Raw genomic sequence first — 16,507 nt, 5'->3', positions numbered from 1 at the left:
GCCCGTCGCGAGGCCGGCCGCGTGAACGTACTGATCCTGCTGCCGCTGGCGATCGCGCTGGTTCCGGTGGGTGGGGTGTTCGCGGCGCTGGACGCGGCGCTGGTCACCATCTCACCCGCGCGGGTGGAAGATCTGGTGCGCGCGGATCGGGCGGGGGCGCGGCGGCTGGCGCGGATCATCACCGATCGTCCGCGCTATGTGAATCTGATGGTGCTGCTGCGGCTGGTCTGCGAGATCACCGCGACGGTGCTGCTGGCCGCGGTGCTGCTCGACGTGCTGAGCACCGGCTGGGCGCTGGTGCTGACCGCGGTGGTCATGGTGCTGGTCGACTATCTGGTGATCGGCGTCGGGCCGCGCACCCTCGGACGTCAGCACGCCTATTCGATAACGCTCGTCGCCACCCTGCCCCTGCAGGCGATCGCGGCGCTGCTGGGTCCGGTGAGCCGCCTGCTCATCGCGGTCGGTAACGCGATCACCCCGGGACGCGGATTTCGCAACGGCCCCTTCGCCTCCGAGGTGGAACTGCGCGAGATCGTGGATATGGCGCAGCAGACCGGCGTGGTGGATTCGGACGAGCGCCGGATGATCCAGTCGGTGTTCGAACTCGGTGACACCTCCGCGCGCGCGGTGATGGTGCCGCGCACCGAGATGGTGTGGATCGAGGCGGACAAGACCGCGGCGCAGGCCACCTCGCTGGCGGTGCGGTCCGGACATTCGCGCATGCCGGTGATCGGTGACAACGTCGACGACATCCTCGGCGTGGTCTACCTGAAAGACCTTGTGCCGTACGGGGATCGCACTCGCAAGGTGCAGGTGCGCGACGTGATGCGCCCGGCGGTGTTCATCCCCGACTCCAAACCACTGGACGCCCTGCTGGACGAGATGCAGCGGCGGCGTAACCATATGGCGCTGCTGGTCGACGAATACGGTGGGATCGCGGGTCTGGTCACCATCGAGGACGTACTCGAGGAGATCGTGGGCGAGATCGCCGACGAGTACGACACCGATGAGATCGCACCCGTGGAACAGCTCGGCAACGGCAAATTCCGTGTCTCGGCACGACTTTCGATCGAGGATCTGGGCGAGCTGTTCGGCATGGAGATCGACGAGGAGGACGTCGACACCGTCGGCGGACTGCTCGCGCACGCGCTCGGGCGGGTGCCACTACCCGGATCCAAGGGCGTCATCCACGGGTTGCAGCTGCGGGGTGAGGGTGGCGCGGACGCGCGCGGCCGGATGCGGGTGCATACCGTGGTGGTGCGGAGGGTGCCGGAGAAGAAACACGATCGCGGACACGAGGATGGAGACAGCAATGAGTGACACTGCGCCGCAGGCCGGTGGATTGGCCGCCGAGGACGAGAAGCTGCTGGTGCTCGCGCGCGGCGCGATGGGACGCACCGGCGGCAGCAGCGGCGCGGCGGTCCGCGATACCGACGGCCGCACCTACGCGGCGGGCGCGGTGGAGTTGCGCGCGTTGACGCTGACCGCGTTGCAGGCCGCGGTGGCCGCCGCGATCTCCAGTGGCGCAGAGGGTTTCGAGGCGGCGGTGGTGATCGGGGCGTCGTTCCACGATGCCGGGATCGCGGCGGTGCGGGAGTTGTCGTCGTCGGGGAAGATCATCTTCGCCGATCGCAGCGGCGCGGTCTACGACACCGTCGGCGCCGAGGCTTCGCAATGAGCGATGCCGAATTCCGTTCCGGCTTCGTCTGTTTCGTGGGGCGGCCGAATACCGGCAAGTCCACGCTCACCAATGCGATGGTGGGACAGAAGATCGCGATCACGTCCTCGCGGCCGCAGACCACCCGGCACACCATTCGCGGTATCGTGCACCGGGAACACGCGCAGCTGATCCTGGTCGACACCCCGGGACTGCACCGGCCGCGCACGCTGCTCGGGCAGCGGCTCAACGACCTTGTGCGCGATACGTATTCGGAGGTCGACGTGATCGCGCTGTGCATTCCGGCCGACGAGAAGATCGGGCCCGGCGATCGCTGGATCCTGACCCAGATCCGGCAGATGGCCCCGAAGACGACGCTGCTCGGGGTGGTCACCAAGATCGACAAGGTGAGCCGGGACCAGGTCGCGCACCAGTTGGTGGCGGTGTCCGAACTGCTCGGGCCCGACGCCGATGTGGTGCCGGTGTCGGCGGCCAAGGGGGAACAGGTCGAGGTGCTCGTCGACGTCATCGCCTCGAAGATGCCCGAGGGTCCGGCGTTCTACCCGGACGGCGAGCTGACCGACGAGCCCGAGGAGACGCTCATGGCCGAGCTGATCCGCGAGGCCGCGCTCGAGGGCGTCCGCGACGAGCTGCCGCATTCGCTCGCGGTGGTGATCGAGGAGGTGCTGCCGCGCGAAGGCTATGAGGGAGAAGAGGATTCGTCCTCGGAGCTGCTCGATGTGCACGCGCTGCTGTATGTCGAACGGCCGAGCCAGAAGGCGATCGTCATCGGTAAGGGCGGTGCGCGGCTGAAGGAGGTCGGCACCAACGCCCGCAAACAGATCGAGAAGATCCTGGGCACCCGGATCTATCTGCACCTGCACGTGAAGGTGGCCAAGGACTGGCAGCGCGACCCGAAACAGCTCGGCAAGCTCGGATTCTGAGCGTCAGGGCCGCGTTTCGCTGTCGTGGCCACATTGTGATCTTCCCAGTACCGGCATTTCCGCAGGATGGCGCAATCAGGCCACTGCGCGCGGATGCGCACCCACCTACGATCGGCGAGGTGAAGTGGATGTCCCGGGCGTTCGGCTCGAAAGAGTTGCCGCCCCAACTGCGTTCGGATATGGAATGGGAGGGGATCGTGGTATTCGGTCCTGTGGACGGATCGGTGGCACGGCGCAGTTATCGGACTCCGTTGCATTACGCGTCCTCGAGCTGGGAGAACATCGAGCAGGGGACCGTCGCGATGAGTCGGCGCCGGTTCGTCGTGTGGGGTAATCGCGAGGCGCTGGTGGATGTTCCGCTCGGGCATCCGGCGGTGTCGATGGAACTGCAAGGGCCCGAACGGATGTTGATCGAGGCGGACGACCGCGAGATCGATCGCACCTGCCGGGGCTGGACCACCTTGCTGCTGCGCACGATTCACGCGCCGCGCATCGCCCAGGTGTACGGCGAGAGCGTGTACCGGCCCGTCTGAACCCGGCGGATGTGCGTGGCTCGGCATACCCGTCGGCGCGGCGTGGGAGGATGGGACCGTGCAGTTGTATCGGGACCAGGCGATCGTGGTTCGCCAGCACAAGCTGGGAGAGGCCGATCGCATCGTCACGCTGCTCACGCGTCAGCACGGGCTGGTGCGGGCGGTGGCGAAGGGGGCGCGGCGCACCCGGTCCAGATTCGGGGCGCGGCTCGAGCCGTTCGCCTATGTCGACGTGCAGTTGTATCCCGGGCGCAACCTCGACACCGTCACCCAGGTGCACACCGTGGAGGCGTTCGCCTCCGATATCGTCGCCGACTACGGCCGCTACACCGCCGCCTGCGCGGTCCTGGAGACGGCCGAACGGCTGGCCGGTGAGGAGCGTGCGCCCGCGCCGCGCCTGCACACGCTGACCGCGGGCGCGTTGCGTGCGATCGCCGCCGCGCAGCGGCCGCAGGAGTTGATCCTGGACGCATTCCTGTTGCGCGCCATGGGTTTTGCGGGTTGGGCACCGGCGTTGGACGAATGTGCGCGGTGTGCCACCCCGGGACCGCATCGCGCGTTTCACGTCGCGGCGGGCGGTGCGGTGTGCGTGCACTGCCGTCCGCCGGGGTCGGCCACGCCTTCGGTGGGGGTGCTGGAATTGATGAGTGCGCTGTATCGCGGTGAATGGTCCGGTATCGACGCCGTGCCCGAGAACATTCGCCGTCAGTCCAGCGGTCTCACCGCCGCTCATCTGCAATGGCATCTCGAACGTCAGTTGCGTACGTTGCCGCTGATCGAACGCACCCGGCCGCACGACACGCCCGCGGAGCCCTCGCGGGTGGGTTGATCCGGCTGGATTGCCGCGGTTCCGGTCGTCGTCGATCGGTGCGGTTTCTCAGCGTCCCGCGAGACCCGAGGTGGCGATGCCGCGCACGAAAGCCTTCTGGGCGAAGGCGTAGATCACGATCATCGGCAGCAGCATCAGGATCGAGGCGGCCATCAGCACCGGCCAGTGCGCGGTGTACTGGCCCTGCATCCAGACCAGGCCCAGGTTGAGGGTGGAGATGCTGGTGCGTTGGATCATCACCAGGGGCCACAGGAAATCGTTCCAGACCGTCACCCAGGTCAGGACCGCGAGCACCATCACCGCCGGGCGCGCGTGCGGCAGCAGGACGCGCCAGTACGTCTGCCAGATCGAGCAGCCGTCCAGGATCGCGGCCTCCTCGAGTTCGGCGGGCAGCGTCAGGAAGAACTGCCGCATCAGGAAGGTGCCGAACGCGCTGCCGAACAGGCCGGGCACGATCATCGCCCACGGGGTGTCCACCCAGCCGAAGGTGCGCATCAGGATGAACTGCGGGATCACCGTGACCGTCAGCGGCACCATCAGGGTGGCCAGATAGGCGAGGAACAGGGTGTCGCGGCCCCTGAACGGCAGCCGCGCGAACGCGTAACCGGCCAGCGAGCAGAAGAACACCTGACCGGCGGTGACACAGCCCGCGTAGATCACCGTGTTCAGGAACATCCGGCCGAACGGCACGTATTCGAACACGGTGCGATAGTTGGACCACTGCGGATGCGGCGGAATCAGCGAATTCGTCAGCTGCCCTTGCTTTTTCAGCGAACCCGACAGCGCCCACAGGATCGGGAACAGCGCACACCACGCCATCACCACCAGCACCACGTACGCCAGCAACCCGCGCACACTGCGTTGCGCGACGATCCGCTGATAGCCTGGGGACAGGGGCGCGGGTCCGGTCATTGCTCCGCCTTTCGTCCCATCCGCAGTTGCAGATAGGTGAGTACCAGCAGGATCGCGAACAGGACCCAGGCCAGGGCGGAGGCGTAGCCGAGGTCGTCGAACTGGAAGGCGTTCTGGAACAACATGATTCCGAAGATGTAGGTGCCGGATTCGGGGCCGCCCGCGCCGCCGGTCAGCACATACGCCTGATCGAACGCCTGGAACGAATTGATGATCGAGATCACGAAGACGAAACCCAGCGCGGGCCGGATCAACGGCACCGTGATCGACAGGAACCTCCGGAAACCACCCGCGCCATCGATGCGCGCGGCCTCGTGCAGATCCTCCGGCACACCCTGCATCGCGGCCAGCAGCACCGCCGCGGCGAACGGGACGCTCTTCCAGACGCTGACCATGCACAGCGAGACCAACGCCCAGTGCGGATCGATCAGCCACGGAACCGCTCCGATGCCGAACCAGCCCAGCACGCTGTTGAGCACGCCGGTTTCCGGATCGAACATGTAGTTCCACACCACCGCCATCGCGGCGACCGAGGACACCAGCGGCAGGAACATGATGCTGCGGAACAGGCCGATTCCCCTGACCTTCGCATTCAGCGCGGCGGCGACCGCGAGGCTGATCACGATCGTCGGCGCCACCGTCGCGACCGTGAAGATCACGGTGTTGAGCAGGGCGATGTAGAACATCGGATCGCCGGTGAACAACCGCCGGTAGTTCGATACGCCGACGAATCGCGGGGCATGGAACAGATCCCACTGCTGGAAACTCAGATACAGCGAGAACAGCAGCGGGATCAGCATGAAGATCAGCACCGCGAGCAGATTCGGCACGATGAACCGGCGTCCGGCGGCGGACTTCTTGCGGGTCAGCGCCGACTGTGGTCGTGGTGGCGCGGATTTCTCGTCGATCGCCGTCATTGCGAACGCCCGAGCAGATCGTTGATATGCCTGGTCACATCGCCTTTGAAGTATGTGGCCGGGGCCGCGCCGCGCAGGATCCGGTCCGACGCGCGGTGGAAGGCGTCATCGATTCGCGACCAATTCGGCGTCACCGGAATGGGATTCGAGTTCGACGGGCCGCCGGTCAGCACCTCGATATTGCGAATCCTGCTGTGCGCCTTGGCGAAATCCTCCGAGTGCAGTGCCGACTTCAGCACCGGAACGAACAGGCCGGACTTCGCCACCGCCTGCTGCCCCACGGGACCGGTCGCGAATTTCACGAATTCCCAAGCCAATTCCTTGCGCGGGCTGGTCGCGGAGATGGCCAGGCCCGTGGTGCCGATATCGGATTTCGCGCCGTGACCGTGCGGGCCGACCGGCAGCACGGTGATGTCGAAATCCAGGTCGGGGTCGGTGAGCATGGCGCTGTACTGCCAATGTCCGGTCAGCACCATCGCGGCCTTGCCCTGGGAGAACAACTGGATGGACGGGAGTGCGTCGGCATCGGTCGAACGCGGGGCGACACGATGACGTACCGCGAGATCGGCGTAGAACTGGAAACCCTCGATGAACTGGTCACCGTCGATCGCGGCGCGCTGCGGATCGGTGGGCGGGACGAACCACTCGCCGCCGTTGTTCATGCCGAAGATCGCCGCCGAGTAGCGCGGTACCGGCCAGGCGTCGGCGAACCCCCACTGCGTGGTCTTGCCGGAAGCGTCGCGTTTGGTCAGAGCCTTTGCGGCGGAAAGGAATTCGTCGAAGGTCCAGGCATCCTCCCAACGACCCGGCGGCGGTGCAACACCAGCTTCCTCGAACAGTTTCTTGTTGTAGTACAAGAAGATTCCCGCCCACTGCTCGGGCAGCACGTACTGCCCGCCGCGATAGCGGAACAGGTCGTAGAGCGCCGGTTCGCCGTCGCTGCGCAGCTGCGCGGCATAGGCCGGATCGGCGTTCAGGTACGTGTCGAGATTCTCCAGAATGCCCAATTCGACCAGATGCGAATAGGATTCCCACTGCATCACCACATCCGGGCACTTGCCGCCCGCCGCGTAGGTGAGGATCTGCTGATTCGGATCGGGCCCCGCCATCTGCACCTGGACCTTGATCTCCGGATGCGACTTCTCGAATGCCTCGATGATCTGCATCCGCACCTTGGCCTCATCGGGTGCGGCCTGGAAGAAGAAGGTCAGCGCGTCGGAATCCGACCCGCAGCCCGCCAGACTCGGCACGGCCAGAGCCGCACCCGCCAGGGCACCACTGCGGAGCAGGTCACGCCGGTTGAGTATCATCGCCCTCCCGAATCAGACTGGGACGAACCGACGCTCACGGTAACCGATAGCACGAGCTACACGCGTGAGATTCGGCGGATGCTGGATTTTTTTGCCTCCGCTCCGCTCCGGCGGTTCGCGGCCCCCTGAGGCTCACCGGTCGGCCCCGTGTCGGGCACTCGTTCCTCGCACCCGCCACGCGTCCGACCGGCGAGCCGGGCCGCGAACTTTGTTGTTGGCGTTCAACGGGGTTGGCGGAACTGGGTGGAGCGAAACCCGTGTCGGGCACCCGCCACGCGTCTCATCGGCGAGCCGGGCCGCGACAGTGTCTTTGGCCTCCGCTCCGCTCCGGCGGTTCGCGGCCTCTGGAGTCTCACCGATGAGCCCCGTGTCGGGCACGCGTTCCTCGCACCCGCCACGCGTCTCATCGGCGAGCCGGGCCGCGAACTTTGCTGTTGGCGTTCGACGGGTTGGCGGAACTGGGTGGAGCGAAAGGTGTCGAGTGGATGTTTTGTGATCGGTGGGTGTGGCGACTTCCTAGTGCACGGGCAGCGCGGGAGATTTCGGGAAGGTGACCGGTAGTGCCGTCATCGCGCGGTGGAAAGGTCCTGGCCGCCAGGACAATTCGTTCCGGTCGACGGCCAGGTGCAGTTCGGGCAGTGCGTCCAGCAGTTGATCGATGGCGTCCTGCACGACCAGGTACGCCACCGAACGCGCCGGGCAGGCGTGGGGGCCGGCGCTCCAGGCCAGGTGCGAGCGGTTGCCCGCGCGGTCGCCGCCGGCGATGGAGGGATCGTTGTTGCATCCGGCCAGGCTGATCACCACCGGCTGGTGCGCGGGCAGCCAGGAGTTGTCGATCAGGATCGGCTGACGCGGATAGGTGATCGAGAAGTTCGCCATCGGCGGGTCGTTGAACAGCACCTCGTCCAGCGCGTCGCGGGTGGAGGTGGCGCCGCCGAGGAAGCCGCCGCCGAACCGGTCGTCGGTGAGCATCAGCAGCAGGGTGTTGGTGATCAGATTGGTCTGCGGTTCGATGGCCGCGCCGTAGAAGCTGATCAGGTTGTAGAGCATCTCCTCGTCGTCCAGTCGCGCCGGGTGATGGGCCATCCGGGAGGTGACGTCGTCGCCGGGCTGCGCGCGCCGCAACGCGATCAACTCCATCATCGCCTCGGCCGTGTGCTGCATGCCCGAGGCGGCGTTCTCGGTGTCGAACAGCGCGGCCATCCCGGCGGCGATGCGTCCGCCGATATCCGGTGAACAGCCCACCATCCGGTTCAGCGCCTCGAATACCAGCGGAAACGCGTACTCGGACTGGAGGTCCGCCGAACCCCGCTCGCAGAACGTGTTGATCAGCGGGATCGCGATCCCCTCGACCGTGGAATGCAGTGCGTGCAGGTCGATTCCGTCGATCGCGGCCACGTATGCCTGCCGGTAGCGGGCGTGCACGGTGCCGGCGTTGCGCAGCGCGTTGGGGTACCACTGCATCATCGGACGCACCGGGCAGTCCGGCGGAACGGTGTCCTGCCAGTGCCGTGGGTCGGCCGGGAAGTGCTCGGGATCGTTGAGGATCCGCAGGGCCGTGCGGTAGCCGATGACGAGCGTCGCGGGGACGCCCGGGGACAGTTCGATCGGCACCAGCGAGCCGTGTTCCCGTCGCATCCGCTGGTATGCGGCGTGCGGGTGTGCCGCGAATTCCGGTGTGTGCAAAAGGATCCGGGGCTCGTTCGAGTCGTTGGGCGATCCGTGCTGGACGGGGCAGAATCCGGGCATGGCCGTACCGGACGGCGAGGGCGTGCTCACAGCGGTGACTCCAGAGGGGCGAACGACAATCGTGCCAGGCTAGCAGTACCGGTCGGGATGTTTTTCCGGTCCGCGATATTCGCCGGTGCGATTGCTCGACGATCGCCGGGGTGTTCGCGTGCCGTCGCGCCCGGATATCGCGCGCGCCGTCGTGACCTGTGGGAAACAGGAGCCGGAACGGCCGGTGTCGCGTTCACCGGAGCGGTGGGGCGAATTCATCGGGGCGGTCGGGCGGGGGTAACCGGGAGTCCCTTTTCGGCTGCGAGCATTTCGTCATCCGGAGTCACCCAGAGTGTCGGCGTGGACTGCTCGTCCACCGAATATATGGGGGATCAGCCGATGGACCGAACATCCGGGACGACGCGTCGCGCGGTACTCGGCGGCATGGTGGGTGCGGCGGGACTTGCCGGGATCGGTGGCACAGTGCCCGTCGGAAAGGCTCGCGCACAGAGCGCACCGCGGCCCGGCAGCCTCGCCGATGTGCGGCACGTGGTGATTCTCATGCAGGAGAATCGTTCCTTCGACCACTATTTCGGCACCATGGCCGGGGTGCGGGGGTTCGGCGATCCCACCGCGCTGCGTTCGCCGGCCGGAGGGGCCGACGCGGGTGGGGTGGGTGCGCGAGTGGGGCGCGAAGTCGGCAGCACGTTGCCGCGGACTGCTCCGAAACATCCGGGAACTGTTCTGGCACAGCCTGATTCGGGCAGCGGCAGCGGCTATCGGCTGCCGTTCCGGATCGATACCCGTCTGGTGGACGGGCAGGACATCACGGACCTGCCGCACGACTGGGCCTCCACGCATCGGGCTTGGGCGGGCGGTGCGTACGACGGGTGGGTGGCGGCCAAATCGGCGATGACGATGGGGTATTTCACCGAGGCCGACATCCCGTTCCATCGCGCGCTGGCCGGTGCGTTCACGCTGTGCGACCACTATTTCTGTTCGATCCAGGGGCCGACGACGCCGAACCGGCTCTATCACTGGACCGGAACCATCGATCCCGAGGGGCGCAAGGGTGGGTCCGCGACCGACAATCCGCCCGATTACCGGCCCGTCTTCGATTGGACGACCTATCCCGAGCGGCTGGAGAAGGCCGGGGTGTCCTGGCAGGTCTACGCCGATGACGTCGCCGGGGATACCGACATGATGTTCCTCGGTGATTTCGGCGACAATCCGCTGTGGTTGTTCCGGGCATACCACGCGGCGGCGAATTCGTCGGACCCCGCGGTGCGGCGGCTGGCCGAGCGGGCCAATGTCACCGGCAGCTGGCCGCTGGCCACCGACGAGAACGGTAAGAGTGTCGATTACGTTCTGCGGCAGTTCATTTCGGCATGTCGGACGCAGACGCTACCGCAGGTGTCCTGGATCGTCGCGCCGCAGGGATACAGCGAACATCCCGCCGCGCGGCCGGTGGATGGCGAGGCTTATGTCGAGCGGGTGTTGCAGGCGCTGTGGGAGGACCCGGAGCTGTGGCGTTCGACGGTGCTGCTGATCAATTTCGACGAGAACGACGGCCTGTTCGATCATCTCGTCCCCCCGACCGCGCCGCCCGGGACGCCGGGGGAGCAGTTGCCGCTGGCCCAGACCGGTACCGGCGTCGCGATCGCCGCCGATGCGCACGGCCCGCTGACGCCGATCGGGCTCGGTCCGCGGGTGCCGATGCTGGTGATATCGCCGTGGAGTCGCGGTGGGTGGATCGATTCGCAGGTGTTCGACCACACTTCGGTGCTGCGCTTCCTGGAACAGTGGACCGGGGTGCGCGAGCCCAATATTTCGCCGTGGCGGCGTGCGGTCTGCGGAGATCTGCTGAGCTGCTTCGACTTTCGGAGTCCGGATTTCAGTATTCCGTCACTGCCGGATGCGAAAGCCCTGCGCGCGCAGGCGGATCGGACGCAATCGAAACTTCCCATGCCTTCGCCGCCGATGAAACAGTCGGTGCCGCATCAGGATCCGGGATCGGCGAAGGCGCGGCCGCTGCCGTATCAGCCGATCGTGTGGGCCGAGGTGAGTGGGAAGAGTGTCACTGTGCATTTGGCCAATCACGGTCGGGAGGCTATTGCGTTCCAGGCGTACGCTTTTCGTCCCGAGGGTGGGGCGCAGGTGAGTCAGATCGTGGTCGGGGCCGGTGCGGCGACGTCGCGGGAGATCGGTTGGTCCGGGAACTACGACCTCGAGGCGTACGCGGCGAACGGGTTCCGGTTCTGCGCGGCCGGTGGGGCCGAGGAGGTCGTGGTGTCGGCGGCGTTGCGCGGCACGGCCGAGGAACCGGCGCTGGTGGTGAGCGTGCGGAATACGGCATCGACCCCGCTGGCCTTTCTCATCGGAGAGACCGACCGCATCACCGTGCCGCCGGACGCGACGCACGAGATCCCGGTCCCGGCCTCCGACGGCTGGTACGACCTCACCCTGACCGGCACCGACCCGGCCACTTGGTCCCGCCGCTTCACCGGCCACCTGGAGAACGGCCGCCCCAGCCGCACCTGGTGAGCCGGGCGGAATGCGAAATTCCCCAGGCGTTCGGAATCGCGGGAGGGCATCGGGCAGGATGGGGGCGTGATCGGTAATCGCACCCAGAACGCTGACGCGCCCGCCACCCGCACGATTCGCCCGCCGTCGCCGCATCCCTCGGGGGAGCGGCCGCCGCAGATCCCGGCCGAATTCGTGCCCCGCCACGTGGCGCTGGTGATGGACGGCAACGGCCGCTGGGCGCAGGACCGCGGCCTGCCGCGCACCGCCGGGCACGAGCGCGGCGAGGCCGTGCTGATGGACACCGTCGAGGGCTGCATCGAGATCGGCGTGAAATGGCTGTCGGCCTACGCCTTCTCGACCGAGAACTGGCGGCGCAGCCCCGAGGAGGTGCGCTTCCTGATGGGGTTCAACCGCGACGTGATCCGCCGACGTCGCGACGAGATGCACGAGATGGGGGTGCGGGTGCGCTGGGCCGGACGGCGACCGCGCTTGTGGCGCAGCGTGATCAAGGAATTGGAGGTCGCGCAGGAACTCACCAAGGACAACACGGTGATGACGCTGACCATGTGCGTGAACTACGGTGGCCGCGCCGAAATCGTCGATGCGGCAAGGGAAATCGCGCGTCGGGCGGCGGCGGGGGAGCTGGATCCGGAGCGGATCAGCGAGGCCAGTTTCGCGAAGTATCTCGATGAACCCGATATGCCGGATGTGGATCTGTTCCTGCGCCCCTCGGGCGAGCTGCGCAGTTCGAACTTCCTGATCTGGCAGTCGGCCTACGCCGAATTCGTTTACCAGAACACGCTTTTCCCCGATTTCGACCGCCGCGACCTGTGGGCCGCCTGCCTGGATTACGCCAAGCGCGACCGTCGGTTCGGCGGCGTCAAATGAGCGAGGACACCACCGCCGATCTGGAGGCGCGGGCCGGGGCATGTCTGGCGCACTACGGCAGCGTCGACGTGCGCGTCGACGAGAAGGCGCTCGGCTTCGAATACGAGGGCGCGCTGTGTTCGCTGCGCGCGGTGAATCTGGCCCCCGGCCTGGACGTTCTCACTCTCACCGCGGTCCTGGCCTGGGACCGGCCGCTCAAGGCCCAACTGCACAAGCGCGTCGCGGATCGCAACAACGCGCTGCAATTCGGTTCGCTGACGGTGATCGCTCACGAGAAGCTGGCCGACGTCATCCTGCGGTACACATTCCCGGCTGTGGGTCTCGGGGACGAGGCTCTCGCGACGATGCTGCTGCTGGTGTTGTCGGGGGCGAGCCGGGCCCGTCAGGGGCTGGTTCCGTAGACTGGTCGTACGTCCGAAATCCCTTGTGTGACAAGGGGTTCGGATCGTTGTAATGTGAGTGGTACCTCATCTCGAGGGGCGGTGGACCAGGTCCAGACATCGCGCCCAGAGGGGAGGTGATGGGGAATGGCGAAACATCGCCGGAAAAAGAGTGAGTCCCCGGTCGACTATGGCATCCTGCTAGCAACAGCTGCCGTAACCGCCGGGGTACTCGTCTCGGTCCGCTGGATTTTGATCCGGTGGACTAGGTAACCCATCAAAGGTGGGGGCGTCGTAAACGGCGGCACCCTCGCCATCCAGCATCACTTGCGTGATGGGGTCAACGCTACCACGTCATCGCCCGGCGCGGGCGAGACTTGTCATCGAAATAGGCTGGCGTCGCAACTGGTCGCTTGATCGAAATATGTTGCGCGGCAATGGGTGAGCCAGAACTACCGCCCGGCCGCCGCGCACTCGCAGCAGGTGCCGAAGACTTCCATGGTGTGACTGATATCGGTGAAACCGTGCTGCCGCGCAACGGTCTGCGCCCAGGCTTCCACGGTCGGGCCCTCGACCTCGACGGTACGTCCGCAGTGTCGGCAGACCAGGTGATGATGATGCCCCTGGGAACACTGCCGGTACACCGATTCGCCTGTGTTCGTGCGCAATACGTCGACCACGCCGGCGTCGGCCAGTGATTGCAGCGTGCGGTAGACCGTGGTCAGCCCGATGCCCTCGCCGCGGCGGCGGAGTTCGTCGTGCAGATCCTGTGCGGACCGGAACTCCTCGGTGTCACCCAGCAGCGCGGCGATGGCGCTGCGCTGGCGGGTGCTGCGAACCCCGACGATCTTGTCCGGTGTGCCCGTCTTGTCCGGCACGAATCATCCTTCCTCGGCGTGTGCGACCGCATCGACGACGATGCGGGCGAGATGGTCGTCCACCAGCTCGTAGATCACTTCGCGGCCGGTGCGCTCACCGCGCACCACCCCCGCCGACTTGAGAATGCGTAGATGCTGGCTCACCAGCGGCTGCGTCACCCCCAGCGTATCGACCAGTTCGTGCACGCAGCGCGGCGACTCACGCAGTTGCAGCACGATGGCGATCCGCACCGGCGCGGCCAGCGCGCGCAGCAGCTCACCGGCGCTGTCCAGCACCGGTCTGGTGGGTACGGCGGGCGCGAGTGGCGCCCGATACGGGAACGGGTCGTGCGGAATCGGGGTGGGCGCTTCCATCGCGACGCGGCTGCGACGTGCGGGAACACCACCCTCGCGCGCTGGGGCACCACTGTCGGCCGTCATCGAATCCAACTCCTTATCGGAAACCGATGCCATTATGCATATGCACAGGTGCGCATGTCAACGAAGGGAGCTGATGTACGCAGGAGATCAGTCGTTGCGCTGGCATATCGATACTGCTTGGACCGTTGTCTGATGCTCCGGATACGCTGGGGCGAATCGCCTAATCACATTGCAGAGGGAGAGCTCCAGTCGTGGCACCCAAGTCGAAGGTCGACACCGTCGCCAATCTCGCCAAGCGGCGGGGCCTGGTCTACCCGAGCGGTGAGATCTACGGAGGTACCAAGTCCGCGTGGGACTACGGGCCGCTGGGTGTGGAGCTCAAGGAGAACATCAAGCGGCAGTGGTGGCGGTCCATGGTCACCAGCCGCGACGACGTGGTCGGCCTGGACTCCTCGATCATCCTGCCGCGTCAGGTGTGGGTCGCCTCGGGCCACGTGACGGTGTTCAACGATCCCCTGGTGGAGTGCCTGAACTGCCACAAGCGGCACCGGCAGGACCACCTGCAGGAGGCGTACGCCGAGAAGCACAAGATCGACGACCCGGACAGCGTGTCGATGGAGCTCGTCGGGTGCCCGGACTGCGGCACCGTCGGCAAGTGGACCGAGCCGCGCGACTTCAACATGATGCTCAAGACCTACCTCGGCCCGATCGAATCCGAGGAGGGGCTGCACTACCTGCGGCCCGAGACCGCGCAGGGCATCTTCGTCAACTACAAGAACATCGAGACCACCGCGCGCAAGAAGCCGCCGTTCGGCATCGCGCAGATCGGCAAGAGCTTCCGCAACGAGATCACTCCCGGCAACTTCATCTTCCGCACGCGCGAGTTCGAGCAGATGGAGATGGAGTTCTTCGTCAAGCCGGGCGAGGACGAGCAGTGGCACCAGTACTGGATCGACACGCGCCTGGCCTGGTACACCGACCTGGGCATCGATCCGGAGAACCTGCGGTTGTTCGAGCACCCGAAGGAGAAGCTCTCGCACTACTCGACCCGCACGGTCGACATCGAGTACCGCTTCCACTTCCAGGGCAGCGAATGGGGTGAGCTCGAGGGCCTGGCCAACCGCACCGACTTCGACCTCAAGACGCATTCGGAGCATTCCGGCGTGGATCTGAGCTTCTTCGACCAGACCTCGGGCGAGCGTTTCATCCCGTACGTCATCGAACCCGCGGCCGGTCTGACCCGCTCGCTGATGGCGTTCCTGATCGACGCCTACAACGAGGACGAGGCGCCCAACGCCAAGGGCGTCATGGAGAAGCGCACCGTGCTGCGCCTGGACCGCCGCCTCGCCCCGGTGAAGGCCGCGGTGCTGCCGCTCTCGCGCAACGCGGACCTCTCGCCGAAGGCGAAAGACCTTGCCGCGCAACTGCGTAAGAACTGGAACATCGATTTCGACGACGCCGGCGCGATCGGCCGCCGCTACCGTCGCCAGGACGAGATCGGCACCCCGTTCTGCATCACCGTCGACTTCGACACCCTCGAGGATCAGGCCGTCACGGTGCGTGAGCGGGATTCGATGGCACAGGAGCGCATCGCGCTGGACCAGGTCGAGGGTTACCTGGCTCAGCGTATGATCGGGGCCTGAGCCGCGGATTGGTGCCCTACTCGTTCCCGGCCGTAGGTGCCGGACTTCATTGAGGGACGTCGCAGACAGGGAGGTGCACCATGGCTCGGGCAGTCAGGTTCGATCGGTACGGAGACGTCGACGTGCTGAATCTGATCGAGGTCCCGGACCCGGTGGCGGGTCCGGGGCAGGTTGTCGTCGAGGTTGTCGCGGCGGGGATCAATCCGGGGGAGGCCAAGATTCGCAATGGTTCACTGCACGAACGGTTTCCGGCGACGTTTCCGTCGGGGCAGGGGAGTGATCTGGCCGGGCGGGTGGCCGGGATCGGTGCGGGCGTGAGCGGTGTCGCGGTCGGTGACGAGGTGCTCGGCTTCACCAACGAGCGGGCGAGTCATGCGACGCACGTGGTGGTGCCGGTGGAACAGATCGCGCCCAAGCCCGCCGAATTGTCCTGGGACGTAGCCGGATCGCTGTTCGTGGCGGGGACGACCGCGTTCGCGGCGGTTCGTGCGGTGAGTCCGGAGGCCGGTGACACGGTCGTGGTGTCCGGAGCGGCCGGTGGCGTGGGTTCGCTTGTGGTGCAACTGCTTCGGGCCCGCGATGTGACGGTGATCGGTATCGCCGGGCCCGGGAATCACGAGTGGTTGCGATCGCTGGGCGTCGTCCCGGTCGCATACGGCGACGGTCTGGCCGATCGGATCCGCGCCGCGGCGCCGGACGGTGTGGACGCGTTCATCGACCTGTACGGGCCGGATTACGTCGAGTTGGCGATCGAACTCGGGGTGAAACCGGATCGGATCGATACGATCGCCGATTTCGCGGCGGTGGCCAAGTACGGGGTCAAGGCCGAGGGCAACGGCGCGGCCGACACCATCGACGTGTTGTCCGAGCTCGCCGACCTCGTTGTCGCAGGGACACTTCGGGTTTCGGTCGCGGCGGTCTATCCGCTCGCGGAAGTGCGGGCCGCCTACACCGAGCTCGAGCGCGGGCATACGCACGGGAAGATCGTGCTGCGTCCCTGATCGCCGGCGC

16 protein-coding genes are annotated in these 16,507 nt (G+C 66.5%); 10 read left to right on the top strand and 6 right to left on the bottom strand.

What is annotated here, in order from left to right:
• Positions 1 to 21: 21 nt before the first annotated feature.
• The 5 genes from NRB20_RS18725 (at position 22) to recO (ending at position 3,963) form a co-directional block, all read left to right on the top strand.
• Positions 22 to 1,320: a hemolysin family protein gene (locus NRB20_RS18725; protein ID WP_319945088.1), complete on the top strand. Its 1,299-nt coding sequence runs from the start codon at positions 22 to 24 to the stop codon at positions 1,318 to 1,320.
• Complete coding sequence (locus tag NRB20_RS18720; RefSeq protein ID WP_153411404.1) at positions 1,313 to 1,678, top strand: cytidine deaminase; 366 nt, start codon at positions 1,313 to 1,315, stop codon at positions 1,676 to 1,678. Before NRB20_RS18725 ends, NRB20_RS18720 begins: the two co-directional genes overlap by 8 nt.
• Positions 1,675 to 2,601, top strand: a complete 927-nt coding sequence (gene era, locus NRB20_RS18715; protein ID WP_153411403.1) for a GTPase Era — start codon at positions 1,675 to 1,677, stop codon at positions 2,599 to 2,601. The genes NRB20_RS18720 and era overlap by 4 nt, the downstream gene beginning before the upstream one ends.
• Positions 2,602 to 2,720: 119 nt before the next feature.
• Positions 2,721 to 3,134, top strand: a complete 414-nt coding sequence (locus tag NRB20_RS18710; protein ID WP_153411402.1) for a hypothetical protein — start codon at positions 2,721 to 2,723, stop codon at positions 3,132 to 3,134.
• A gap of 58 nt (positions 3,135 to 3,192) precedes the next feature.
• Positions 3,193 to 3,963: a DNA repair protein RecO gene (gene recO / locus NRB20_RS18705; protein ID WP_319945087.1), complete on the top strand. Its 771-nt coding sequence runs from the start codon at positions 3,193 to 3,195 to the stop codon at positions 3,961 to 3,963.
• A 48-nt stretch (positions 3,964 to 4,011) separates the two neighbouring features.
• Here recO and NRB20_RS18700 read toward each other — a convergent pair whose 3' ends face one another.
• The 4 genes from NRB20_RS18700 to NRB20_RS18685 form a co-directional block, all read right to left on the bottom strand.
• Positions 4,012 to 4,875 carry a carbohydrate ABC transporter permease gene (locus tag NRB20_RS18700; protein ID WP_194289919.1) on the bottom strand — a complete coding sequence of 288 codons (864 nt, stop codon included), beginning with the start codon at positions 4,873 to 4,875 and terminating at the stop codon, positions 4,012 to 4,014.
• On the bottom strand, positions 4,872 to 5,792 hold the full coding sequence (locus NRB20_RS18695; RefSeq protein WP_153411401.1) for a carbohydrate ABC transporter permease: 921 nt from the start codon (positions 5,790 to 5,792) through the stop codon (positions 4,872 to 4,874). The genes NRB20_RS18700 and NRB20_RS18695 overlap by 4 nt, the downstream gene beginning before the upstream one ends.
• On the bottom strand, positions 5,789 to 7,102 hold the full coding sequence (locus NRB20_RS18690) for an ABC transporter substrate-binding protein (RefSeq protein ID WP_153411400.1): 1,314 nt from the start codon (positions 7,100 to 7,102) through the stop codon (positions 5,789 to 5,791). Before NRB20_RS18690 ends, NRB20_RS18695 begins: the two co-directional genes overlap by 4 nt.
• A gap of 516 nt (positions 7,103 to 7,618) precedes the next feature.
• The gene (locus NRB20_RS18685) at positions 7,619 to 8,851 is read right to left on the bottom strand and encodes a cytochrome P450 (RefSeq protein WP_153411530.1); all 1,233 of its coding nucleotides are present in this window, start codon (positions 8,849 to 8,851) and stop codon (positions 7,619 to 7,621) included.
• A gap of 369 nt (positions 8,852 to 9,220) precedes the next feature.
• Between NRB20_RS18685 and NRB20_RS18680 the strand changes: the two genes are divergently transcribed.
• From NRB20_RS18680 to NRB20_RS18670, 3 genes are all read left to right on the top strand, one after another.
• Positions 9,221 to 11,365 (top strand): phosphocholine-specific phospholipase C, encoded by a 2,145-nt coding sequence (locus NRB20_RS18680; RefSeq protein ID WP_153411399.1) that lies wholly within the window; start codon positions 9,221 to 9,223, stop codon positions 11,363 to 11,365.
• Between the two features lie 66 nt (positions 11,366 to 11,431).
• Entirely contained in the window at positions 11,432 to 12,235 is an 804-nt protein-coding gene (locus NRB20_RS18675; protein ID WP_319945086.1) for an isoprenyl transferase, read from the top strand.
• Entirely contained in the window at positions 12,232 to 12,636 is a 405-nt protein-coding gene (locus NRB20_RS18670) for a hypothetical protein (RefSeq protein WP_153411398.1), read from the top strand. The genes NRB20_RS18675 and NRB20_RS18670 overlap by 4 nt, the downstream gene beginning before the upstream one ends.
• 431 nt (positions 12,637 to 13,067) lie before the next feature.
• Here NRB20_RS18670 and NRB20_RS18665 read toward each other — a convergent pair whose 3' ends face one another.
• Positions 13,068 to 13,493 (bottom strand): Fur family transcriptional regulator, encoded by a 426-nt coding sequence (locus NRB20_RS18665; protein ID WP_319945085.1) that lies wholly within the window; start codon positions 13,491 to 13,493, stop codon positions 13,068 to 13,070.
• A 3-nt stretch (positions 13,494 to 13,496) separates the two neighbouring features.
• Positions 13,497 to 13,847: an ArsR/SmtB family transcription factor gene (locus NRB20_RS18660; protein ID WP_040820757.1), complete on the bottom strand. Its 351-nt coding sequence runs from the start codon at positions 13,845 to 13,847 to the stop codon at positions 13,497 to 13,499.
• A 257-nt stretch (positions 13,848 to 14,104) separates the two neighbouring features.
• Between NRB20_RS18660 and NRB20_RS18655 the strand changes: the two genes are divergently transcribed.
• Together NRB20_RS18655 and NRB20_RS18650 are read left to right on the top strand one after the other, a co-directional pair.
• On the top strand, positions 14,105 to 15,496 hold the full coding sequence (locus NRB20_RS18655; RefSeq protein ID WP_319945084.1) for a glycine--tRNA ligase: 1,392 nt from the start codon (positions 14,105 to 14,107) through the stop codon (positions 15,494 to 15,496).
• Between the two features lie 80 nt (positions 15,497 to 15,576).
• Positions 15,577 to 16,497, top strand: coding sequence for an NADP-dependent oxidoreductase (locus NRB20_RS18650; RefSeq protein WP_153411397.1), 921 nt, complete (start codon positions 15,577 to 15,579; stop codon positions 16,495 to 16,497).
• Positions 16,498 to 16,507: the final 10 nt, after the last annotated feature.

Origin of the sequence: Nocardia macrotermitis (assembly GCF_009604405.1) — a bacterium.
Classification (GTDB): domain Bacteria; phylum Actinomycetota; class Actinomycetes; order Mycobacteriales; family Mycobacteriaceae; genus Nocardia; species Nocardia macrotermitis.
The sequence above is the reverse complement of the archived record's forward strand: the minus strand, read 5'-3'. Positions and strand labels throughout refer to the sequence as shown.